This is a genomic window from Bradyrhizobium sp. B025 (assembly GCF_042257955.1).
Lineage (GTDB): Bacteria > Pseudomonadota > Alphaproteobacteria > Rhizobiales > Xanthobacteraceae > Bradyrhizobium > Bradyrhizobium diazoefficiens.
The window spans coordinates 3,605,942-3,622,508 of the sequence record NZ_CP170150.1; the positions used below are offsets into that span (position 1 = coordinate 3,605,942).

Sequence of the window (16,567 nt, forward strand, 5' to 3'; positions counted from 1 at the left end):
CGCGCCCTAAGGAGAGGAACGAGCAATGATCAAGGGCAGGATAGTCGCGACGGCGGTGATTGGCGCGGCCGCGCTGCTTCTCTCTCTGCCTGTGGCCAACGCCGCGCAATGCGGCAGCTCGCCGGCCGGGTTCGAAGGCTGGAAGCGCGAATTCAGCGCAGAGGCGCAGGGCAAGGGCATTGGCCCGACCGCGATCTCGGCCCTGATGCAGACGAACTACGCCAGCGCGACCATCGCAGCCGACCGCGGCCAGCGCAGCTTCTCGCTGTCGCTCGACCAGTTCCTGGCCAAGCGCGGCGCCACAACGATCGTCGCCAAGGGGCGGCAGCTCAAGCAGTCGCAGGCGGCCCTGTTCGCCTCGATCCAGCAGCGCTACGGCGTTCCGCCCGGGCCGCTGATCGCGATCTGGGGCATGGAGACCGGCTTCGGCAGCCAGCGCGGCAACCAGAACATGCTGTCGTCGATCGCGACCCTTGCCTATGACTGCCGTCGCCCCGAGTTTTTCACCGACCAGCTCTATGCCGCGCTGAAGCTGATCGACCGCGGCACCCTGTCGGGCGCGACCCGCGGCTCCATGCACGGCGAGGTCGGCCAGACCCAGTTCATGCCCAAGAACATCCTGGCCTATGGCACCGGCAATCTCGAGGTTGCCGCCAATGCGTTGAACTCGACCGCGAATTTCCTGAAGGCCCATGGCTGGCGTGCGGGAGCCGGTTACCAGCCGGGCGAGCCGAATTTCGCCGCGATCGAGGCCTGGAATGCGGCCGGCGTCTATCAGAAGGCAATTGCGTTGATGGGACGACAGATCGACGAGGGCGGAACGGCCGCCTCGCGCTGACGGGAGCCCCGTTTCAAACGGGGCTCTCGATGCTTGTTTTGATGCGTTTTCTTGACGCGAACCGGCATCCACTTCGCTCGAAAACGCTCTTGCTCAGCAAGGCGTGATGCGCCGGCGCGAGAAAGTTGTTGCTATCAGGAACTGACGGCATGAGGTTTGCTTTGATCAGATTCAGGGCTGGGCATGAGGAGACTCAACATGGCAACCCAGATCGTGATGGACCAGACTGGCGACACACGCCACGAGTTTGATCCTGGCAATGCCGAAGCGCTGGCGCGGGCCGAACAGCGCTTTCGGGAGCTGACCGGAGCCGGCTTCACCGCCGCCTTCCGTACCGGGCCCGGCGAAGTGACCCGTATCAAATCGTTCGACCCGACCGCGCAGGAAACGCTGTTCTATCCCCGCTTGGTCGGCGGTTGATCTGAGCTGCCCATGTTCGCGGCACTCCGGTTCCGCGCGCCAGCGCGTGCTCGTTTGCATGCGCTGCGCGAACTCTACCGTCGCTTCTTCGGCGAGAACACGCCGGATGCGCGCGGCCGTCGGCTTCTGGCCGATTGGCTGTCACCGGCGCAGCGCGCCCAGTTCGAGCAGCACCGGTATTTCGATGTGATCGGCTGCGATACCGGCAAGAGGTATCGCATCCACTACGGCACGGCCGCCAACGTCCACGAAATCGACGACGCCGGCATGGCAACGATGGGATGGTGCTTCGTCCCGACAGGCTTCCTCGTGCCCGGCGACGTGATGCTCGCGCAGAAGATCGCGCTCGAGACGGATGAAAAGTCAGCGCTGGCGCTCGCCAACAGGTTTCCGCCGGCAACGCATTCGGAGCATTTTTACCGGCGGCCGTTCTAGCGCAGGGCGCTCAGGAGTGCGTGGTGCGATAGGCATCCAGCGCATGCGCCGCAAAGACGCCGATGCTGCAAAGGGCGAGGAGGGCGGAGATCAGCTCGATCATAGCTCATCCTCCCGTGCCGGCTGGGCGACGAGATTTTGGCAGCAGGAATAGTCCAGGATCAGATTGAGAAGGAATTGCATGGTGGCCGTCCCTGTATGATTTTGACAACCAGATAACCGGCCATCTGTTTCAGGCGTGTTTCGTCGCACCGGAAAAGGGGTTTCGCGGGGAACCCTGGGCTGGTTTGTGCGCGGCAGGCCCGCTACATCGCGCTTTTAGTTCAATTCCTTCGGGCCGCGCGTCTTCGCGGGCGGTCCTGCTTTGCGAGGCAAAATCATGGCGCAGGTCGAGTGGTTCGACGATCTCAGCATCGGGATGCGGTTCAAATCGCCGGAGGTCGAGGTCACCGAAGCCGACATCAAGCGCTTCGCGGCCGAGTTCGATCCGCAGCCGATGCACCTCGACCACGAGGCCGCCAAGGGGACCCTGTTCAATGGGCTCGCTGCATCAGGATGGCACACCGCCGCGATTGCCATGAACCTCGCGATCCAGACCCGGCCCTTCGGTCCGCATCCGCTGATCGGCGCGGGCGTCGACGGGCTGCGCTGGACCATTCCGGTGCGGCCCAATGACCGCCTGCATCTGGTCGGCGAAGTGATGAGCCTGACGCCGTCGAAGTCGAAGCCGCAGGGTATCGCGCTGGTGAAATGGACGATGTTCAACCAGAACGGCGAGGAGGTTTACACCTTCACCCCGATCGCGATCGTGCCGCGGCGAGCCTAGGACGCAAGCCGCCTGCCGCTGGCCTTGCCCGCGGCCTGAAGCCCTTGCGGGTCGTCGGCAGAGGTGGTCATCTCGGCCTCGGGAACACGCTGGAGGCCGACATGAGACGATTCCTTCTCGCCGCCGGAATGCTCGCAGGCGCCTTGAGCGCAGCCGCCTTGAGCTCGAGGCCCGCGCTGGCGCAACAATCCAAGGTCGGCGACTGGACCATCGAGAAGCGTACGCAGGATACGCATTGCAATGCGAGCCGCGGCTACAAGGACAAGGAGGACGAGAACCGCGACTACGTCATCGTCATCACCTATTCCGACAAGGCTATCGTGATCGTGATGATCTACGACGGCTGGGAGTGGGACAAGGTCGGCGAGATCCTCCGGGCCGACGTCGCCACCGATGACGCCGATATCATGAAGAAGGCGAAGTGGGAGGTGATGGACAAGACCACCGTGCGCGGCATCTTCGAGTTCGACCAGGCGATCATGGATCGCCTCTCGAAGGCCAGGCGTCTCACGCTCGATTTCGTGGACGATGACGAGGACAGCATCGAGATGCAGATCCCGCGCGCCGGCGAGGCGCTCGCCGCGCTGAAATTCTGCGAGGAGAACCGGAAGTAAGTCGCAGAGGCCGGTCCGCAAGGCGGGCGGGCGACAGCAGGCGATAACCGCGAGCGGGCGCGTGACTCTTCGCACACTGTCCGGTCGCTGTTCGCATTAATCCTAGTCTTTGGCGGAAACGTCCAAGCCGCATCCTGCGGTTGACGTTACGCAAGGATGATGTTCGATATTCCAGCATTGCGCTGTCGCATTTTTTCTCCGTCCAAGGCGGCGATCGGCCGGCCTGCCTCCCTCAGTTCCCGACGCGCTCGTCCGCCTCGCCACCGGGGCAACACGCAGACCCCATCGTCCATCCGATGACGATCCTCCAGGCAAACCGGTTCTCGTCGCTTGTCGGCGAGATCTACGATGCAGCGGCCAATCCCGCGCTGCGGAGCGCCGCCTTGGAGCAGGTTTCGAATTTCGTCGGTGGATGTGCCGCGACCATCCTGTCCAGGGATGCAGCCAGGCTCTCGATCGAGATCCACGAGCATTTTGGCACAGACACTCGGTTCCGTCAGCTCTATCGCGACAGATATGTCGAACTTGATCCCTTGCTCGACCGCCATCTCGACTTCGCCGCGGGCCAGACGGTCGGCGTGGCCGACGTCATGCCCCAGTCCGACTTCGAGGCAACCAGCTTCTACCGAGAGTGGGTGGAGCCGCAGGGAGCGATAGACCTCGCAACCGTGACGCTCGAGAAAACGGTCGCGCGCACCACGATCTTGCAGGTGCTGCGTCACCGGTCCCGCGGGACCGTCGACGACGTGATGCGCGAGCGTATGCGCCTGCTCGCGCCTCACATCCAGCGGTCGCGGGTCATGGGTCGCCAGATCAGGGCGCGCTCGCATACCGTGGACGATCTTGCCGATGTCCTGGACGGACTGAGCACGGCGATCTGCCTGCTCGACGCAGAAGGGAGGGTCGTCCATGCCAACGCGTCGTGCCGTCAGCTCTTCGTCGACGCCAATCTCCTCGCAATGGTCGGCGACAGAATAGTTGGCCGCAACACCCAGGCTGACAAAATATTCCGCGGCCTGTTCGAATTTTCCGCGGATGCAGGAACTCATTCAAACGGTCGCCGTCAGATCGAGCTCGTGACATCGTCCGACGGACATCATTATCTGCTCCATGCCGTTCCGTTGAGGCGGGAGCGCCATCTGCCGCGTGACGGAGCTGCCACCGTGCTCTTCGTTCAAAGGGCCACGATGGTGTCATCGCTCGTGCCCGATGCGATCGCAGTGGCGTTCAGGCTGACGCCGTCCGAATTGCGCGTGCTGATGGCGATCGTCGAGATCGGCGGGGTTCCCGACATTGCGGCCAAGCTCGGTATCGCCGAGACGACGGTGAAGACGCATCTCAGCCGGCTGTTCGAAAAGACGGGCGCCGGCAGGCAGGCCGACCTCGTCAAGATCGCCGCCGGATTTGCGGCGCCGTTTGGGCGGCAGACCGGCGCCGGCGATGCGGTGTGATCCAATTCACATCGCGGATCATGAGTTCGCGCAATCTCAATCCATTGTGATGAGCAAGGTGCGTGTGTCCTCCGAACGTATGACGCGTATCATTTGATACTTTCGTATATGGCCGCCACTTGAAAATGAGAAGGGCAGCGTGCGTCACGGAACAATGCGCACCGGCACCGAACGCGGGTGCGGGGAGATAACAGCGCGTGGCCGGGCCTGCTCGTTGGTTGGAGAGATTGCAGTGAGCGGCAAGGATGAATTTTCAATTTTCAATGTTTCAACGGACCACATTCCCGAAGACGAGCGCGTACCGCTCCTGCGCGAATTCTACTGCCGCGGCGTGCTGAAGGCGGAAGTCGAGGCAAGGGAAGGAAAGCCGGCCGCGGCGAGCTTCACGTCCCACGTCTTGCCGGAAGCCCAGTTGCTGATCGGGGGATTGTGCGGAGCGCGGGTCGTTCGCACGAAGCATCTGGTTGCAGATGGCGACGACAGTCTCGCCCTGATCGTGAACAGGTCCGGCGTTCTCGGTATATCCGAGCGGGGACACGATTTGAGGCTTCGGGCGGGAGAGGCGGTCCTGACCAGCGCGGAGGACGTCACGACCTTCGAGCGACTCTCGCTGGGAAGTGGCTTCTCGCTGCGCGTGCCGAGACGCGTGCTGGCCCCGATGATCGTGGATGTCGACGATGCGGTGATGCGCGTCATCCCGGAGAGCACCACCGGGCTACGGCTGCTCGTCGACTACGCGATCGCGCTGGTGCACGAAAAGGTGCTGGCGGTGCCTGCGATGCGGCAGCTCGGCGTCGCGCATCTGCATGATCTCCTGGCGCTCGTTCTCGGCGCCACGGATCACGCCCGCGAATCGACCGGACGGCGCGGCATCAAGGCGGCGCGACTCCAGAAGGCGAAATTCCTCATCGTCAACAATTGCTGGCAGCAGGATATCTCGGTGGCAAATGTTGCCCAAGAGCTCGGCGTGACCCCGCGCTATCTCCAGCGGCTGTTCGAGGTCGACGGCAAGACCTTTTCATCCTTCCTCACCGAGCAACGCCTCAAGCGTGCCCATCGCATGCTGCGCGAGCCTGACTTCGCCGAGCGGCCGGTGAGTTCGATCGCCTACGACGTCGGGTTCGGAGATCTCTCTTATTTCAACCGCTGCTTCCGGCGGGCCTATGGCGCGACGCCGAGCGACGTCAGGAGCGGCGAAGCGCTGTAACGCACCCCGACCGGATTTAGTAGATCATGACGCAGCGTTGCGTGCGGAAACGGCGCCTGAAGCCGGAGTGTTGAATGCACCGTTTCTTCTTCGACCTCCTGGTCGGCAATATCGTGAAGATCGACCCGGGCGGCATGGTGTTCGAACATGCCAAGGCGACCATCGTGGTGGCTGACGAGATGGCGCGGCATCTTTTCGTCTGGCGCGACGACCTGCGCGATCGTGACGCCTGGATCCGCGTCAGGGACAACCGCGGGCGCGAGATCTATCGCGCCGCCGTGTGGGCCGAGAGCGCGGAGAGGGCGGGCTGGGACCAGGTGTGAGCCGCGCAGGCGGTGTCACGGCTCTGCACCAGTTCCGGGCGAAGCGCGCTCGGTTCGTTCTGAGCCGCGACCCGGTCGCCTCCGTCCAAGTCGAATACGACGGACATTTCTACTTTAGCGCTCAGCGAATCCAATTCGCAGTGGCAGCCTCCTCCGTTTGGAGGCGGGGCTGCCGACAACGTGCCTGTGCGCCGGTGGGGCGAGATGGCGGCGACCGAGGGACTGGAAATGAATGTGACGGCAGCGGCGATCTGCTGACGCCGACGGCGCGGCTGCGCTACGTCGCGGGCCGGTTCGATGGCTACAGCGAGACCGGCTCGGCGCAGGGATTGTCGGTCGGCGGCCGCACGCTGCAGAGGAGCGGGCGAGGTCGATCTGTCCTGCGTGACCAGCCTCGCCGGCGGCGAGCTCAAGGCCAACATCCATGGCGGCGTCATCGCGCTCCAGCGCGTCGGCGACACCACCATCAGCACGGTGCTGCTCGGCCAGAACTTCTCTTTCGTGACGCCCGGTAGCCGCAGCACGGTGGTGCCGTCGCCGGCTTCGGCTTCGACTACCGTACCAGCCGCAACGTGTCCGTGTTCGGCGCGGTCGAGGGCATGATGATGTCCGACCAGAGCCGCACTGGCACCGCGAGGGGCGGCGTTCGCGTCGCGTTCTGAGCCGGCATTAGCCCCGGCGGCTTGAACACGACGCACGCTGGCCGGGCTCCATCCGCCCGGCCGGCGCATCCTCCGATCGGAGGATGCCGCGTGCCGCGGTTGTGGTACGCTTGGTGATATTGATCACTCATGCCATTCATTGCCATGCACGGACCTCGAGAGCTGCCCGCTGCGGGATTGTCGAATCCGTTCGTCAACTGATCGGTGAAATCACGATCGGAGTTGAACCTTTTGCTCCCGTGACAGACTCAACTAAGCCGCCGGGCACGAAGAACATTCCACAGTCTCGATGTTTGACCACTGGCTCTTCCAATGCCCCGACCTCCCAAACATGACGAGTTGATCGAGAGTATATATGACGCGGGTCTCCACCCTGAGTTGTGGAGCGACGTCGTCGTCATGGTTAATGCGTTCATCGGCAGTCAGGCCTGCGGGCTGATTTCGAAGGATCCGGTCAGCAAGTCCGGCGCGACGCATTTCTATTGCGGGGTCGATCCGCACTACATCCAGCTCTATTCCGAGACCTACGCCCGCTACGATCCTCTCGCCAGGCTCCCCCGGTACGGCGAGGTGCGCAACATCCCGGATCTCGTGAATTTCGAGGAATATCGCCGCGGCCGCTTCTATCAGGAATGGCTGCGTCCACAGGGCTATGTCGACGTGGCGAACGTGGTGCTGGAGCAGTCGAAGTCGCCGTGTCCGATGTTGCTGACGGTGATCCCGGGCAGGGAGATGCTCAATGCGGAGCAGCGCGCGCATGCAGTCGCTGGTCGCGCACGCCAGCCGGGCGCTGCTGATCAACCGGGCGATCGAGCGAAAGCAGCAGCGAGCGATCGCGCTGGCCGATGTTGTGGACCGGCTCAGTGCCGGCGTCATCCTGCTCGATGCCGCCTGCAATATCGTCCACAGCAATCCTGCCGCAAAAACCATTCTGACCGCGGCTGACGTCCTGCGGTCGGTCTCGGGCCGGCTCGTGGCGCGATCCGCCGAGGCAAATCTGGCCCTGCGCGATATCTTCCGCGACTCCGGCGAGGTTGCCGTAGCTGCGGCGGCCGGTCGAAAAATCCCGCTGAGATCCGATGGCGGTTCCTACTATATCGCGAACGTCATCGCGCTGCCGTCGTTGCTGCGTGATGGCGCGACGGAGCGCACGCCGGCCGTCGGAGCCCTGTTCGTCTGGAAGGCGGAACTCGACGGCCGCTCGTGTGCCGGCCTCGTCGACCGCACGTTCGACCTCACGCCGGCGGAATTGAGGGTCTTGCAGTCGATCGTCGAGGTCGGCGGCGTGCCGGAGACGGCGATTGCGCTCGGCATCGCAGAGACGACGGTGAAGACGCATCTGCATCGCGTCTTCGCCAAGACCGGCGTTTCTCGTCAGGCGGATCTCGTCAAGCTCGTGGCGGGATTTTCCAATCCGCTCGTGCACTGACGCGCATTCGCGTCGCGGGCGGCGTCGCTGCAGCCCGCCATAGGTTCAAACAGACACATCATTAGAAAGTTATCGCGGGTCATTCGATCGAATGACGCGATTTGCCGCGTGCCCCTCTAGGAGATGTCACACGATCTCTTGTTCGACGCGTTCGTGTTTTGTGAAGCAACTCACAGCGAGCGGAAGTGAATCTCGTCAATCTCTGGTGTAGGTCGAAAGGAGATTGTCATGCGAACGACGTCACCGGTTCTGGCTCGCAAGTTCCGCGACATCGTCGCGCGTATCGGCGCGGCGTTCCGCGAGCAGCGCGCGATCGACGCGCGGCGCGCGTTGCTGCGCTATCGCCATCTGCTGGAGCAGCCGCACGACCCATTGCCTTTGAATGAAATCATTCCGGTCAGCAACAAAGAGGATATTGCAGAAAATGCCCACGGATCTGATGCGAGCGAGCGCGCCGCCGGCGACCCCACGTTCGAGCGTGCGTAACGTCAACATCGTCGCAGTCGCCGCGACCGTGGCACTCGTCACGCTTCAACTGGTTGGCCTTGCGATGCTGGAACGCTCTCACGCGCACGCGATGCATGTGTCGTTTCCACGCGAACCGCAAGTTTGCTCGGAAAACGTCGACGCTGCCGTCTCGCAAATTCCCTACGATTGACCGGAGGACGGTCCGTGCCTGATGTCACGACACTGGCTCTGCTCAGCGTTGCCGTATTCGCCGGCGCCTTTGTTTCGGGGCTGTCGGGATTCGCATTCTCGGCCGTAGCCGGCGCCATCCTGCTCCGGGTGTTTCAGCCGCTGGAGGCCGTGCCGCTGATGATGGCGTGCAGCATCGGCGTGCAGGCGACCAATCTGTGGGCGCTTCGGCGCAGCATCCGCTGGGAAGGCAGTCTGCTGCTGATCGTCGGCGGATTGATCGGCGTTCCCATCGCGGTGTCGCTGTTGCAGTCCACCGATACGCATCTGCTCAGGCGCGGCTTCGGCGTCATCGTCGCGCTCTATGCCGCCTACATGCTGCTGCGTCCGACGCTGGTGACGGCCGGCGAGGCCGTCGGCCGGCACTGGGTTGCGCTGATCGGATTCGGGGGAGGGCTGGTCGGCGGGCTGACGGCCATGCCGGGCGCGATCCCGACGATCTGGTGCGACATGCGCGGCATGCCCAAGAGCGAGCAGCGTGGCCTGGTGCAGCCGTTCATCGCGGCGATGCAGGTCTTCGCCATCGCGCTGCTGGTCGGACATCAGGACCTGTCGTCAAAGGTCTTCGTCGATCTCGCGGTCAGCCTGCCGGCGCTGTTCGCCGGCTCCGCGCTCGGTGTGATCGCCTTTCACCGCGTCAACGAGACGGTCTTTCGCAAGACCGTGCTCGTTCTGCTGCTGATCTCGGGGATTTCCCTGATCTAGTGGCCTGCGCCTTCGTGATGAAGCCCCTGGACCGGCGCGGCGCTGATGTCGCTGCCGTGATGTACCAGCGGCTTGTTGCCGGTGATGGTTCTGAGCAGCACGTAGAACACCGGCGTCAGGAACAGGCCGAACACGGTGACGCCGATCATGCCGGAGAACACCGCGACACCCATCGCGCGTCGCATCTCCGAGCCTGCGCCGGTCGAGAGCACCAGCGGCAGGACGCCCATGATGAACGCCATCGACGTCATCAGGATCGGACGGAGCCGCAGCCGGCTCGCCTCGATCGCGGCGCGGATCGGGGTGCGCCCGGCGAATTCGAGCTCGCGCGCGAATTCGACGATCAGGATCGCGTTCTTGGCCGAGAGCCCGACGAGAACGATGAGGCCGATCTGGGTGAAGACGTTGTTGTCGCCCTTCGAGAGCCAGACCCCGAACATCGCCGCGAGCAGACCCATCGGCACGATCATGATGATCGAGAGCGGCAGGGTCAGGCTCTCGTAGAGCGCGGCCAGCACCAGGAACACCAGCAGGATCGCCAGCGGGAACACCCAGATTCCGGAATTGCCGGCGATGAACTCCTGATAGGTCAGGTCGGTCCATTCGAAGGCAAAGCCGGGCGGCAGCACTTCCGCCGCGATCCGCGTCGCGACTTCCTGCGCCTGGCCCGATGAAAAGCCGGGCGCGGCCGCCGCGTTGATGTCGGACGACAGGAAGCCGTTGTAGCGGATCGCGCGCTCCGGACCCGCACTCTGGCGGATCTTGAGCAGTGCGGACAACGGCACCATGTCGCCGGAGGACGAGCGCACCTTGAGCTGCCGGATGTCGTCGGCCCGGGCGCGGAACGGCGCGTCGGCCTGGACGCGGACGGAATAGGTGCGGCCAAACTTGTTGAAGTCGTTGACGTAGTAGGAGCCGAGGTAGATCTGGAGCGTGTTGAACACTTCCGTCACGGGCACCCCGAGCTGGAGCGCCTTGGTGCGGTCGATGTCGGCGAAGAGCTGGGGCACGTTGACCTGGAAGCTCGAGAACACGCCGGCGATCTCCGGCGCCTTCTGCATCGCCGCCATGAACGCTTTGGTCGCCTCGTTCAGCGCCTCATAGCCGAGGCCGGCGCGATCCTCGATCTGCAGCTTGAAGCCGCCGATGGTGCCGAGGCCGTTGACCGGCGGCGGCGGGAACATGGCGATGAAGGCTTCCTGGATGCCGGCGTATTTCTTGTTCAGCTCGGCTGCGATGGCATTGCCGCTAAGGGCTGCACCCTTGCGCTCGTCGAACGGCTTCAGCGTCGAGAACACGATGCCGGCATTGGACGAGTTGGTGAAGCCGGAGATCGACAGGCCCGGGAAGGCGACAGAGCTCTCGACACCTGGCTGGGTCAGCGCGACGTCGCTCATCTTGCGGATCACCTCTTCGGTGCGGTCGAGCGTTGCCCCGTCAGGCAGCCGCGAGAAGCCGACCAGATATTGCTTGTCCTGGCCCGGCACGAAGCCGCTCGGCACCTGCTGGAACAGGAAGGCGGTGAGGCCGACCAGCACGACGTAGAGACCCATCACCGCGGCCTTGCCGGAGATCACCTTTGTGACGGTGCCGCTGTAATTCTCCGATGAACGCGTGAAGGCCCGGTTGAAGCCGCGGAAGAACCAGCCAAGGCCCTTTTCCATGAGGATCGTCAGCCGGTCCTTCGGCTCATTGTGGCCCTTGAGCAGCAGTGCCGACAACGCCGGGGACAGCGTCAGCGAGTTGACGGCGGAAATCACGGTCGAGATCGCGATCGTCAACGCGAACTGCTTGTAGAACTGCCCGGTCAGGCCGGAGATGAAGGCGAGAGGCACGAACACCGCGATCAGCACCATGGCGATCGCGATGATCGGGCCGGAGACCTCGCGCATCGCCTGATAGGTCGCATCGCGCGGCGACAGCCCGGCCTCGATGTTGCGCTCGACGTTCTCGACCACGACGATGGCGTCGTCGACGACGATGCCGATCGCGAGCACCAGGCCGAACAGGCTGAGCGCGTTGATGGAGAAGCCGAACACGTGCATCACGGCGAAGGTGCCGACGATGGAGACCGGCACCGCGAGCAACGGGATGATCGAGGCGCGCCAGGTCTGCAGGAACAGGATCACGACCAGCACCACCAGCGCGATCGCCTCCAGCAGCGTGTGGATCACCGCCTCGATCGAGGAGCGCACGAACTGGGTCGGATCGTAGACGATCTGGTAGGACACGCCCTCGGGCATGTTCTTCTTGATCTCGGCCATGGTGGCGCGGACGTGGTCGGAAATCTGCAGCGCATTGGAGCCGGGCGCCTGGAAGATCGGGATCGCCACCGCTTGCTTGTTGTCGAGCAGCGAGCGCAGGCCGTATTCGGACGCCCCTAACTCGATGCGCGCGACGTCGCGCAAGCGCACCACTTCGCCGCGCGCGCCGGTCCTGACGACGATGTCGCCGAACTGCTCCTCGTTCGCGAGCCGTCCTTCCGCATTGACGGACAGTTGCAGGTCGATTCCCTTGACGTTCGGGGAGGAGCCGACCACGCCGGCCGCGGCCTCGACGTTCTGCGCCTGGATCGATTTGACGATGTCGCTCGCGGTCAGCCCGTGTTCGGCCGCCTTCTGCGGGTCGACCCAGACCCGCATCGAATAGTCGCCGGCACCATAGAGCTGGACGTCACCGACGCCGTCGATCCGCGCCAGACGGTCCTTGACGTTGAGCACCGCATAGTTGCGCAAATACGTCATGTCGTAGCGGCCGTTGGGCGACAAGAGATGCACCACCATGGTGAGGTCGGGCGAGGACTTCTTGGTGATGATGCCGAGCTGGCGCACCACGGCGGGCAGGCGGGGCTCGGCCTGCTGCACGCGGTTCTGCACCAGCTGCGTCGCCTTGTCGGGGTCGGTGCCGAGGCGGAACGTCACCGTCAGCGTCATCGCGCCGTCGGTGGTCGCCTGGCTCGACATGTAGAGCATGCCTTCGACGCCGTTGATCTGCTCCTCGATCGGCGTCGCCACCGTCTCCGCGATCACCTTCGGATTGGCGCCGGGATAGGTCGCGCGCACGAGGACGGAGGGCGGCACCACGTCCGGGTATTCCGAGATCGGCATCGCGAACAGCGAGATGAGCCCTGCGAGGAAAATCAGGACCGACAGCACACCGGCAAAAATCGGACGATCGATGAAGAATTTTGAGAGATTCATGGCCTTGCCCCTGGGCAATATCTTGGTCGTCTCCACACAGCTCCGCCGTCATTCCGGGGCGCGCGAAGCGCGAACCCGGAATCTAGAGGTGAAGTGATCGGAGTTCAGTAACTTCTAGATTCCGGGTTCGCGCGACGCGCGCCCCGGAATGACGGAAGATGTTAACGTTGCACCACGTCCTGGTTGCTGTGGTTGGAAGCCGCTTGCTGCCCCCGCGCGCCCATCGCCGCGACCTCCGTCTTGAGGAGGGCGCCGGGACGCACGCGCTGCAGGCCGTTGACGACGATGCGATCGCCGGGCTTCAGGCCCGCGGTGACGATGCGCAAGCCGTCGACCGCACCACCGAGCGTGATCGGACGGTAAACCGCGCGGCTGTCGTCGCCGACCGCCATCACGAACTTCTTGTCCTGGTCGGTGCCGATCGCGCGCTCGTCGATCATCACCAGCGTCTGCTGCTTCGGCTGGCCCATGCGCACGCGGGCGAACTGGCCGGGGATCAGACGCCCGTCCTCGTTCCTGAACACCGCGCGGACACGGATGGTGCCGCTCTGGCCGTTGACCTGGTTGTCGATGAGCTGGATATGGCCTTTCGCCGAAAGGCCGCCTGAGGTCGCCATCTCCACCGGGATCTGGTCGAGATTGCCGCGCTTGCCGGAGGCGTCCGCGATCGAGTTCAGCGCGTGCAGCACGACCTCTTCATCCGCATCGAACGACGCGTAGATCGGATTGACGGAAACCAGCGAGGTCAGCACCGGGGAGGCGGTGCCGGCGGCGACGAGATTGCCGACGGTGACCTCGATCTTGCCGACGCGGCCGTCCACGGGCGCGCGCACTTCGGTGTAATCGAGATTGAGCCTTGCGGTCTGCAGCGTCGCTTCCGCCGCCTTGACGTTGGCGATGGCCTCGCGATTGGCGTTGTCGCGCTGGTCGTAGTCGCGCCGCGTGACGACCGCGTTGCCGACGAGCTGCGCACCGCGCTCGAGCTCGCTCTGGGTGAACACCACGCGCGCCTTCGCCGCCTCGAGCTGGGCGTTGGCCTTGTCGACCTCGGCCGCGTAGGGCGCCGGATCGATCTTGAACAGCACGTCGCCGGCTTTCACCAACGCGCCTTCGGTGAAGTTGGTCGACAGGATCGCACCGGCCACGCGCGGACGAAGCTCGACGCGTTGGATGGCCTCGAGCCGGCCGGAGAAATCATCCCACAGCACGGTCGGCCGTGGCTCGATCATCGCGACCGTGACGGAGACGGCCTGCTCGGCCGCGGCAGCCGTTGCGGTCGCCTGCGCAGCACGAAAGTAATGGCCGGTCGCGATCGAACCGGCCACGGCGAGGGCGCCCACGATGGCGGCGCCGCCGAGAAGGCGGCGGATACGGCCAGGGCGAGAGGTATTTTGGGAGGGGGGCATTTGCGCGCTCCAGATATGTAGTGTTCACTACAGATGTGGAGCTGGATACCGCAGCGCAAGATACTTATGTACCGTTTGCTAAGAAAATTGTAGCCGCTTACCGCAAGCATTGGAAGGCGGAAGAGAAAATAAAGCTAGAACAAATAGATAGGATTTGACGTTAAGCTTCACGCAGAACGTGAATTCCGAGGAGACAGGCACATGGGCATGGGACGCCCCCGGGAATTCGACGCCGAAACGGCGTTGGACCAAGCGATGGAAGTGTTCTGGCGCCACGGCTATGAGGGCGCCACCATCGCGCAGCTCACCGAAGCCATGGGCATCAATCCGCCCAGCCTCTACGCCTGTTTCGGCAACAAGGAGGGCCTGCTGAAGGCCGCGCTCGACCGCTACACCAAGCTGCGTAACGTCTGGATGGACGGCGTGGTCTCGGCGCCGACCGCCCGCGAGGTCGCCGAGCGGATGCTGATGGGCATCGCCGACAAGCAGACCGATCCCGCCAATCCGCCCGGCTGCCTGCTCGTGCAAGGCGGCATCGCCTGCGGCAGCGGCTCCGAGAATGTCCCCTTCGAACTCGCCGCCCGCCGCGCCCAGAACGAAGACCAGCTCCGCGACCGCTTTGTTCGCGCCAAGGCGGAAGGTGATCTCAAGCCGGGCTCTGATCCCGCCGCGCTTGCGCGCTACGTCTCGGCAGTCTCCGTCGGCATGGGCGTGATGGCGTCTTCGGGCGCAGACCGCGAGGCGCTGCGGCAAGTGGCGAACGTAGCCGTGCAGGCGGTCGAGGCGCAGTCGGCCGGGAGAACGTGACGGCTGCCAGCGTCGCCGGCTTCTGTCATCTTGTGGACTACATGGCAGGGAGCGACGGCGGCGGGACGAAGCCGCCGAACTCGCGCTCGATCAGCCCGGCCAGCGCAATCGTCGTGCGGTCCTCCAGGTAAGGCCCGATGATCTGGACGCCGATTGGCAAGCCCGTCGTCGTGCGCTCGATCGGAACGGCGGTCGCCGGCAATCCGCAGGTTGAAGCGGGGTCTGCCCAGATGAAGCACGCATCGGAGTAGTTGTAGAGCTTTCCATCGATGTCGAGCTGCCGAGCGTCGAACGGTTCGGACTGGTCGTGCGGAAAGGCCGGCACGGCGGCCGTCGGGTAGATCACCGCGTCGACGTCGCGGAAGAGCTGATGCCACTTCTGTTGCAGTTGCAGGCGTGTCGCGTCGGTCGCCAGCCATTCACGATGGGTCATGCCCCAGCCGCGGGCGCGCTCGGCCTGCAGGCTGCGGTCGTCGGGCGCGAGCGCCGCGGCAAGTCCTTGCGCCTCTGCGAGGGCGGCCGGTGACAGGCGCGGGCTTCGCGCGGCGTTGAGCAGCTTCATGTAGAGCCGCGCGGATTCGGAGAGATCGGGCAGCGACGTGCTCGCGCGCGCGACCCGCGCGCCCGAACGCTCGAGCCGCTGCGCCAGCCGCGAGATGGCGGAGCGCACGGCGTCGCCCGTCGGCATCAGCGGATGGGTATCGATCACGAGGATCCTGAAATTCTTCAGCTGGTCATGTCGCGGCGCCGGCAGCGCAAGGCGATAGCCGATCCCGTCGCGCGTCTCGTCGGGTCCGGCAATCACGTCGAGCGACAGCGCAAGGTCGGAGGCGGTGCGTGCCATCGGTCCAACGACAGCCAGATCGCCCTGGCCGGGGACGGGCGGCGCCGGCGGCAGGCTGTATCCGCGCAGCGGGACCAACCCAAGGCTCGGCTTGTGTCCGAACACGCCGCAGAAATGCGAAGGCACCCGGATCGAGCCGCCGATATCCGAGCCGATCGAGAGCGGACCGAATCCGGCGGCCAGCGCCGCCCCCGATCCGCCCGAGGAGCCACCGGGCGACCGGCCGAGATTCCACGGATTGTTCGTCGTCCCGTGGATGTCGTTGTAGCTCTGGAAATCCCGCAGCCCGATCGGGATATTGGTCTTGCCGATGATGACGGCGCCCGCCGCCTTCAACCGCGAGACGACGAGGGCATCTTCCTCCGGCCTAAAATCCCTGAAGTGCGGAAAGCCCCATGTCGTCGGCAGGCCGGCGACGTTGAACGGTTCCTTGAGGGTCACGGGGATGCCGAGCAATGGCTGGCGCTCGCCGCGGCCAAGCGCGGCGTCGGCAGCGCGCGCGGCGTCCCTTGCGCGATCGAAATCGCGTACGATGACGGCATTGATCTTGCCGTCCAGGGCCTCGATGCGCGCGATCGTATGCGCGAGCAGCTCCGACGCCGAGATCTTGCGGGTGTGCAGAGCACTCAGCAGCATGCTGATCGAGCCGTAGTTCAAGTCGGCGGCATCTGCGGTCATCACGAACTCCATTGCATCTCATCGTC

At 64.4% G+C, this 16,567-nt stretch carries 16 protein-coding genes and 1 pseudogene; 14 read left to right on the forward strand and 3 right to left on the reverse strand.

Features of this window, described 5'->3' with window-relative positions; all coding sequences use genetic code 11:
• The first annotated feature begins 25 nt into the window (after window positions 1-25).
• From ACE10W_RS16430 to ACE10W_RS16490, 13 genes and pseudogenes are all read left to right on the forward strand, one after another.
• Window positions 26-838: a lytic transglycosylase domain-containing protein gene (locus ACE10W_RS16430; protein ID WP_011086640.1), complete on the forward strand. Its 813-nt coding sequence runs from the start codon at window positions 26-28 to the stop codon at window positions 836-838.
• A gap of 198 nt (window positions 839-1,036) precedes the next feature.
• A complete protein-coding gene (locus ACE10W_RS16435) occupies window positions 1,037-1,258 on the forward strand; it encodes a hypothetical protein (RefSeq protein ID WP_008137329.1) in 222 nt (73 codons plus the stop codon).
• A 12-nt stretch (window positions 1,259-1,270) separates the two neighbouring features.
• Window positions 1,271-1,693, forward strand: a complete 423-nt coding sequence (locus ACE10W_RS16440) for a hypothetical protein (protein WP_011086641.1) — start codon at window positions 1,271-1,273, stop codon at window positions 1,691-1,693.
• Between the two features lie 379 nt (window positions 1,694-2,072).
• Window positions 2,073-2,519, forward strand: a complete 447-nt coding sequence (locus ACE10W_RS16445) for a MaoC family dehydratase (RefSeq protein WP_011086642.1) — start codon at window positions 2,073-2,075, stop codon at window positions 2,517-2,519.
• 101 nt (window positions 2,520-2,620) lie between these two features.
• Window positions 2,621-3,133 carry a hypothetical protein gene (locus ACE10W_RS16450; protein ID WP_304552703.1) on the forward strand — a complete coding sequence of 171 codons (513 nt, stop codon included), beginning with the start codon at window positions 2,621-2,623 and terminating at the stop codon, window positions 3,131-3,133.
• 296 nt (window positions 3,134-3,429) lie between these two features.
• Window positions 3,430-4,584, forward strand: a complete 1,155-nt coding sequence (locus ACE10W_RS16455) for a LuxR C-terminal-related transcriptional regulator (RefSeq protein WP_304552705.1) — start codon at window positions 3,430-3,432, stop codon at window positions 4,582-4,584.
• A 232-nt stretch (window positions 4,585-4,816) separates the two neighbouring features.
• Window positions 4,817-5,791 carry an AraC family transcriptional regulator gene (locus ACE10W_RS16460; RefSeq protein WP_304552709.1) on the forward strand — a complete coding sequence of 325 codons (975 nt, stop codon included), beginning with the start codon at window positions 4,817-4,819 and terminating at the stop codon, window positions 5,789-5,791.
• Between the two features lie 74 nt (window positions 5,792-5,865).
• A complete protein-coding gene (locus tag ACE10W_RS16465; RefSeq protein ID WP_060911582.1) occupies window positions 5,866-6,114 on the forward strand; it encodes a DUF6894 family protein in 249 nt (82 codons plus the stop codon).
• A 384-nt stretch (window positions 6,115-6,498) separates the two neighbouring features.
• On the forward strand, window positions 6,499-6,717 hold the full coding sequence (locus tag ACE10W_RS16470; protein ID WP_271556502.1) for a hypothetical protein: 219 nt from the start codon (window positions 6,499-6,501) through the stop codon (window positions 6,715-6,717).
• 371 nt (window positions 6,718-7,088) lie between these two features.
• Window positions 7,089-8,205 (forward strand): annotated as a pseudogene (locus tag ACE10W_RS16475) (helix-turn-helix transcriptional regulator).
• A gap of 228 nt (window positions 8,206-8,433) precedes the next feature.
• Complete coding sequence (locus ACE10W_RS16480) at window positions 8,434-8,691, forward strand: hypothetical protein (RefSeq protein WP_304552711.1); 258 nt, start codon at window positions 8,434-8,436, stop codon at window positions 8,689-8,691.
• On the forward strand, window positions 8,684-8,863 hold the full coding sequence (locus tag ACE10W_RS16485) for a hypothetical protein (RefSeq protein ID WP_304552714.1): 180 nt from the start codon (window positions 8,684-8,686) through the stop codon (window positions 8,861-8,863). The genes ACE10W_RS16480 and ACE10W_RS16485 overlap by 8 nt, the downstream gene beginning before the upstream one ends.
• 14 nt (window positions 8,864-8,877) lie before the next feature.
• Window positions 8,878-9,606 (forward strand): sulfite exporter TauE/SafE family protein, encoded by a 729-nt coding sequence (locus tag ACE10W_RS16490; RefSeq protein WP_161535297.1) that lies wholly within the window; start codon window positions 8,878-8,880, stop codon window positions 9,604-9,606.
• Here ACE10W_RS16490 and ACE10W_RS16495 read toward each other — a convergent pair.
• Together ACE10W_RS16495 and ACE10W_RS16500 are read right to left on the reverse strand one after the other, a co-directional pair.
• On the reverse strand, window positions 9,603-12,806 hold the full coding sequence (locus tag ACE10W_RS16495) for an efflux RND transporter permease subunit (RefSeq protein ID WP_304552716.1): 3,204 nt from the start codon (window positions 12,804-12,806) through the stop codon (window positions 9,603-9,605). The two genes, ACE10W_RS16490 and ACE10W_RS16495, sit on opposite strands and share 4 nt — an antisense overlap.
• Window positions 12,807-12,967: 161 nt before the next feature.
• Window positions 12,968-14,212 carry an efflux RND transporter periplasmic adaptor subunit gene (locus tag ACE10W_RS16500; protein WP_304552718.1) on the reverse strand — a complete coding sequence of 415 codons (1,245 nt, stop codon included), beginning with the start codon at window positions 14,210-14,212 and terminating at the stop codon, window positions 12,968-12,970.
• Window positions 14,213-14,413: 201 nt separating this feature from the next.
• On the opposite strand from ACE10W_RS16500, the gene ACE10W_RS16505 reads away from it, so the two are divergent.
• Window positions 14,414-15,019 (forward strand): TetR/AcrR family transcriptional regulator, encoded by a 606-nt coding sequence (locus ACE10W_RS16505; RefSeq protein WP_304552720.1) that lies wholly within the window; start codon window positions 14,414-14,416, stop codon window positions 15,017-15,019.
• A 37-nt stretch (window positions 15,020-15,056) separates the two neighbouring features.
• Here ACE10W_RS16505 and ACE10W_RS16510 read toward each other — a convergent pair whose 3' ends face one another.
• Window positions 15,057-16,541 carry an amidase gene (locus ACE10W_RS16510; protein ID WP_304552722.1) on the reverse strand — a complete coding sequence of 495 codons (1,485 nt, stop codon included), beginning with the start codon at window positions 16,539-16,541 and terminating at the stop codon, window positions 15,057-15,059.
• Window positions 16,542-16,567 lie beyond the last annotated feature (26 nt).

Excerpts from the sequence above, each read along its gene's own strand:
- ACE10W_RS16500 (WP_304552718.1), bottom strand. The coding sequence starts at position 14,212 with ATGCCCCCCTCCCAAAATACCTCTCGCCCTGGCCGTATCCGCCGCCTT.
- ACE10W_RS16450 (WP_304552703.1), top strand. The coding sequence starts at position 2,621 with ATGAGACGATTCCTTCTCGCCGCCGGAATGCTCGCAGGCGCCTTGAGC.
- ACE10W_RS16480 (WP_304552711.1), top strand. The coding sequence starts at position 8,434 with ATGCGAACGACGTCACCGGTTCTGGCTCGCAAGTTCCGCGACATCGTC.
- ACE10W_RS16430 (WP_011086640.1), top strand. The coding sequence starts at position 26 with ATGATCAAGGGCAGGATAGTCGCGACGGCGGTGATTGGCGCGGCCGCG.
- ACE10W_RS16505 (WP_304552720.1), top strand. The coding sequence starts at position 14,414 with ATGGGCATGGGACGCCCCCGGGAATTCGACGCCGAAACGGCGTTGGAC.
- ACE10W_RS16465 (WP_060911582.1), top strand. The coding sequence starts at position 5,866 with ATGCACCGTTTCTTCTTCGACCTCCTGGTCGGCAATATCGTGAAGATC.
- ACE10W_RS16445 (WP_011086642.1), top strand. The coding sequence starts at position 2,073 with ATGGCGCAGGTCGAGTGGTTCGACGATCTCAGCATCGGGATGCGGTTC.
- ACE10W_RS16495 (WP_304552716.1), bottom strand. The coding sequence starts at position 12,806 with ATGAATCTCTCAAAATTCTTCATCGATCGTCCGATTTTTGCCGGTGTG.
- ACE10W_RS16455 (WP_304552705.1), top strand. The coding sequence starts at position 3,430 with ATGACGATCCTCCAGGCAAACCGGTTCTCGTCGCTTGTCGGCGAGATC.
- ACE10W_RS16510 (WP_304552722.1), bottom strand. The coding sequence starts at position 16,541 with ATGACCGCAGATGCCGCCGACTTGAACTACGGCTCGATCAGCATGCTG.
- ACE10W_RS16435 (WP_008137329.1), top strand. The coding sequence starts at position 1,037 with ATGGCAACCCAGATCGTGATGGACCAGACTGGCGACACACGCCACGAG.
- ACE10W_RS16440 (WP_011086641.1), top strand. The coding sequence starts at position 1,271 with ATGTTCGCGGCACTCCGGTTCCGCGCGCCAGCGCGTGCTCGTTTGCAT.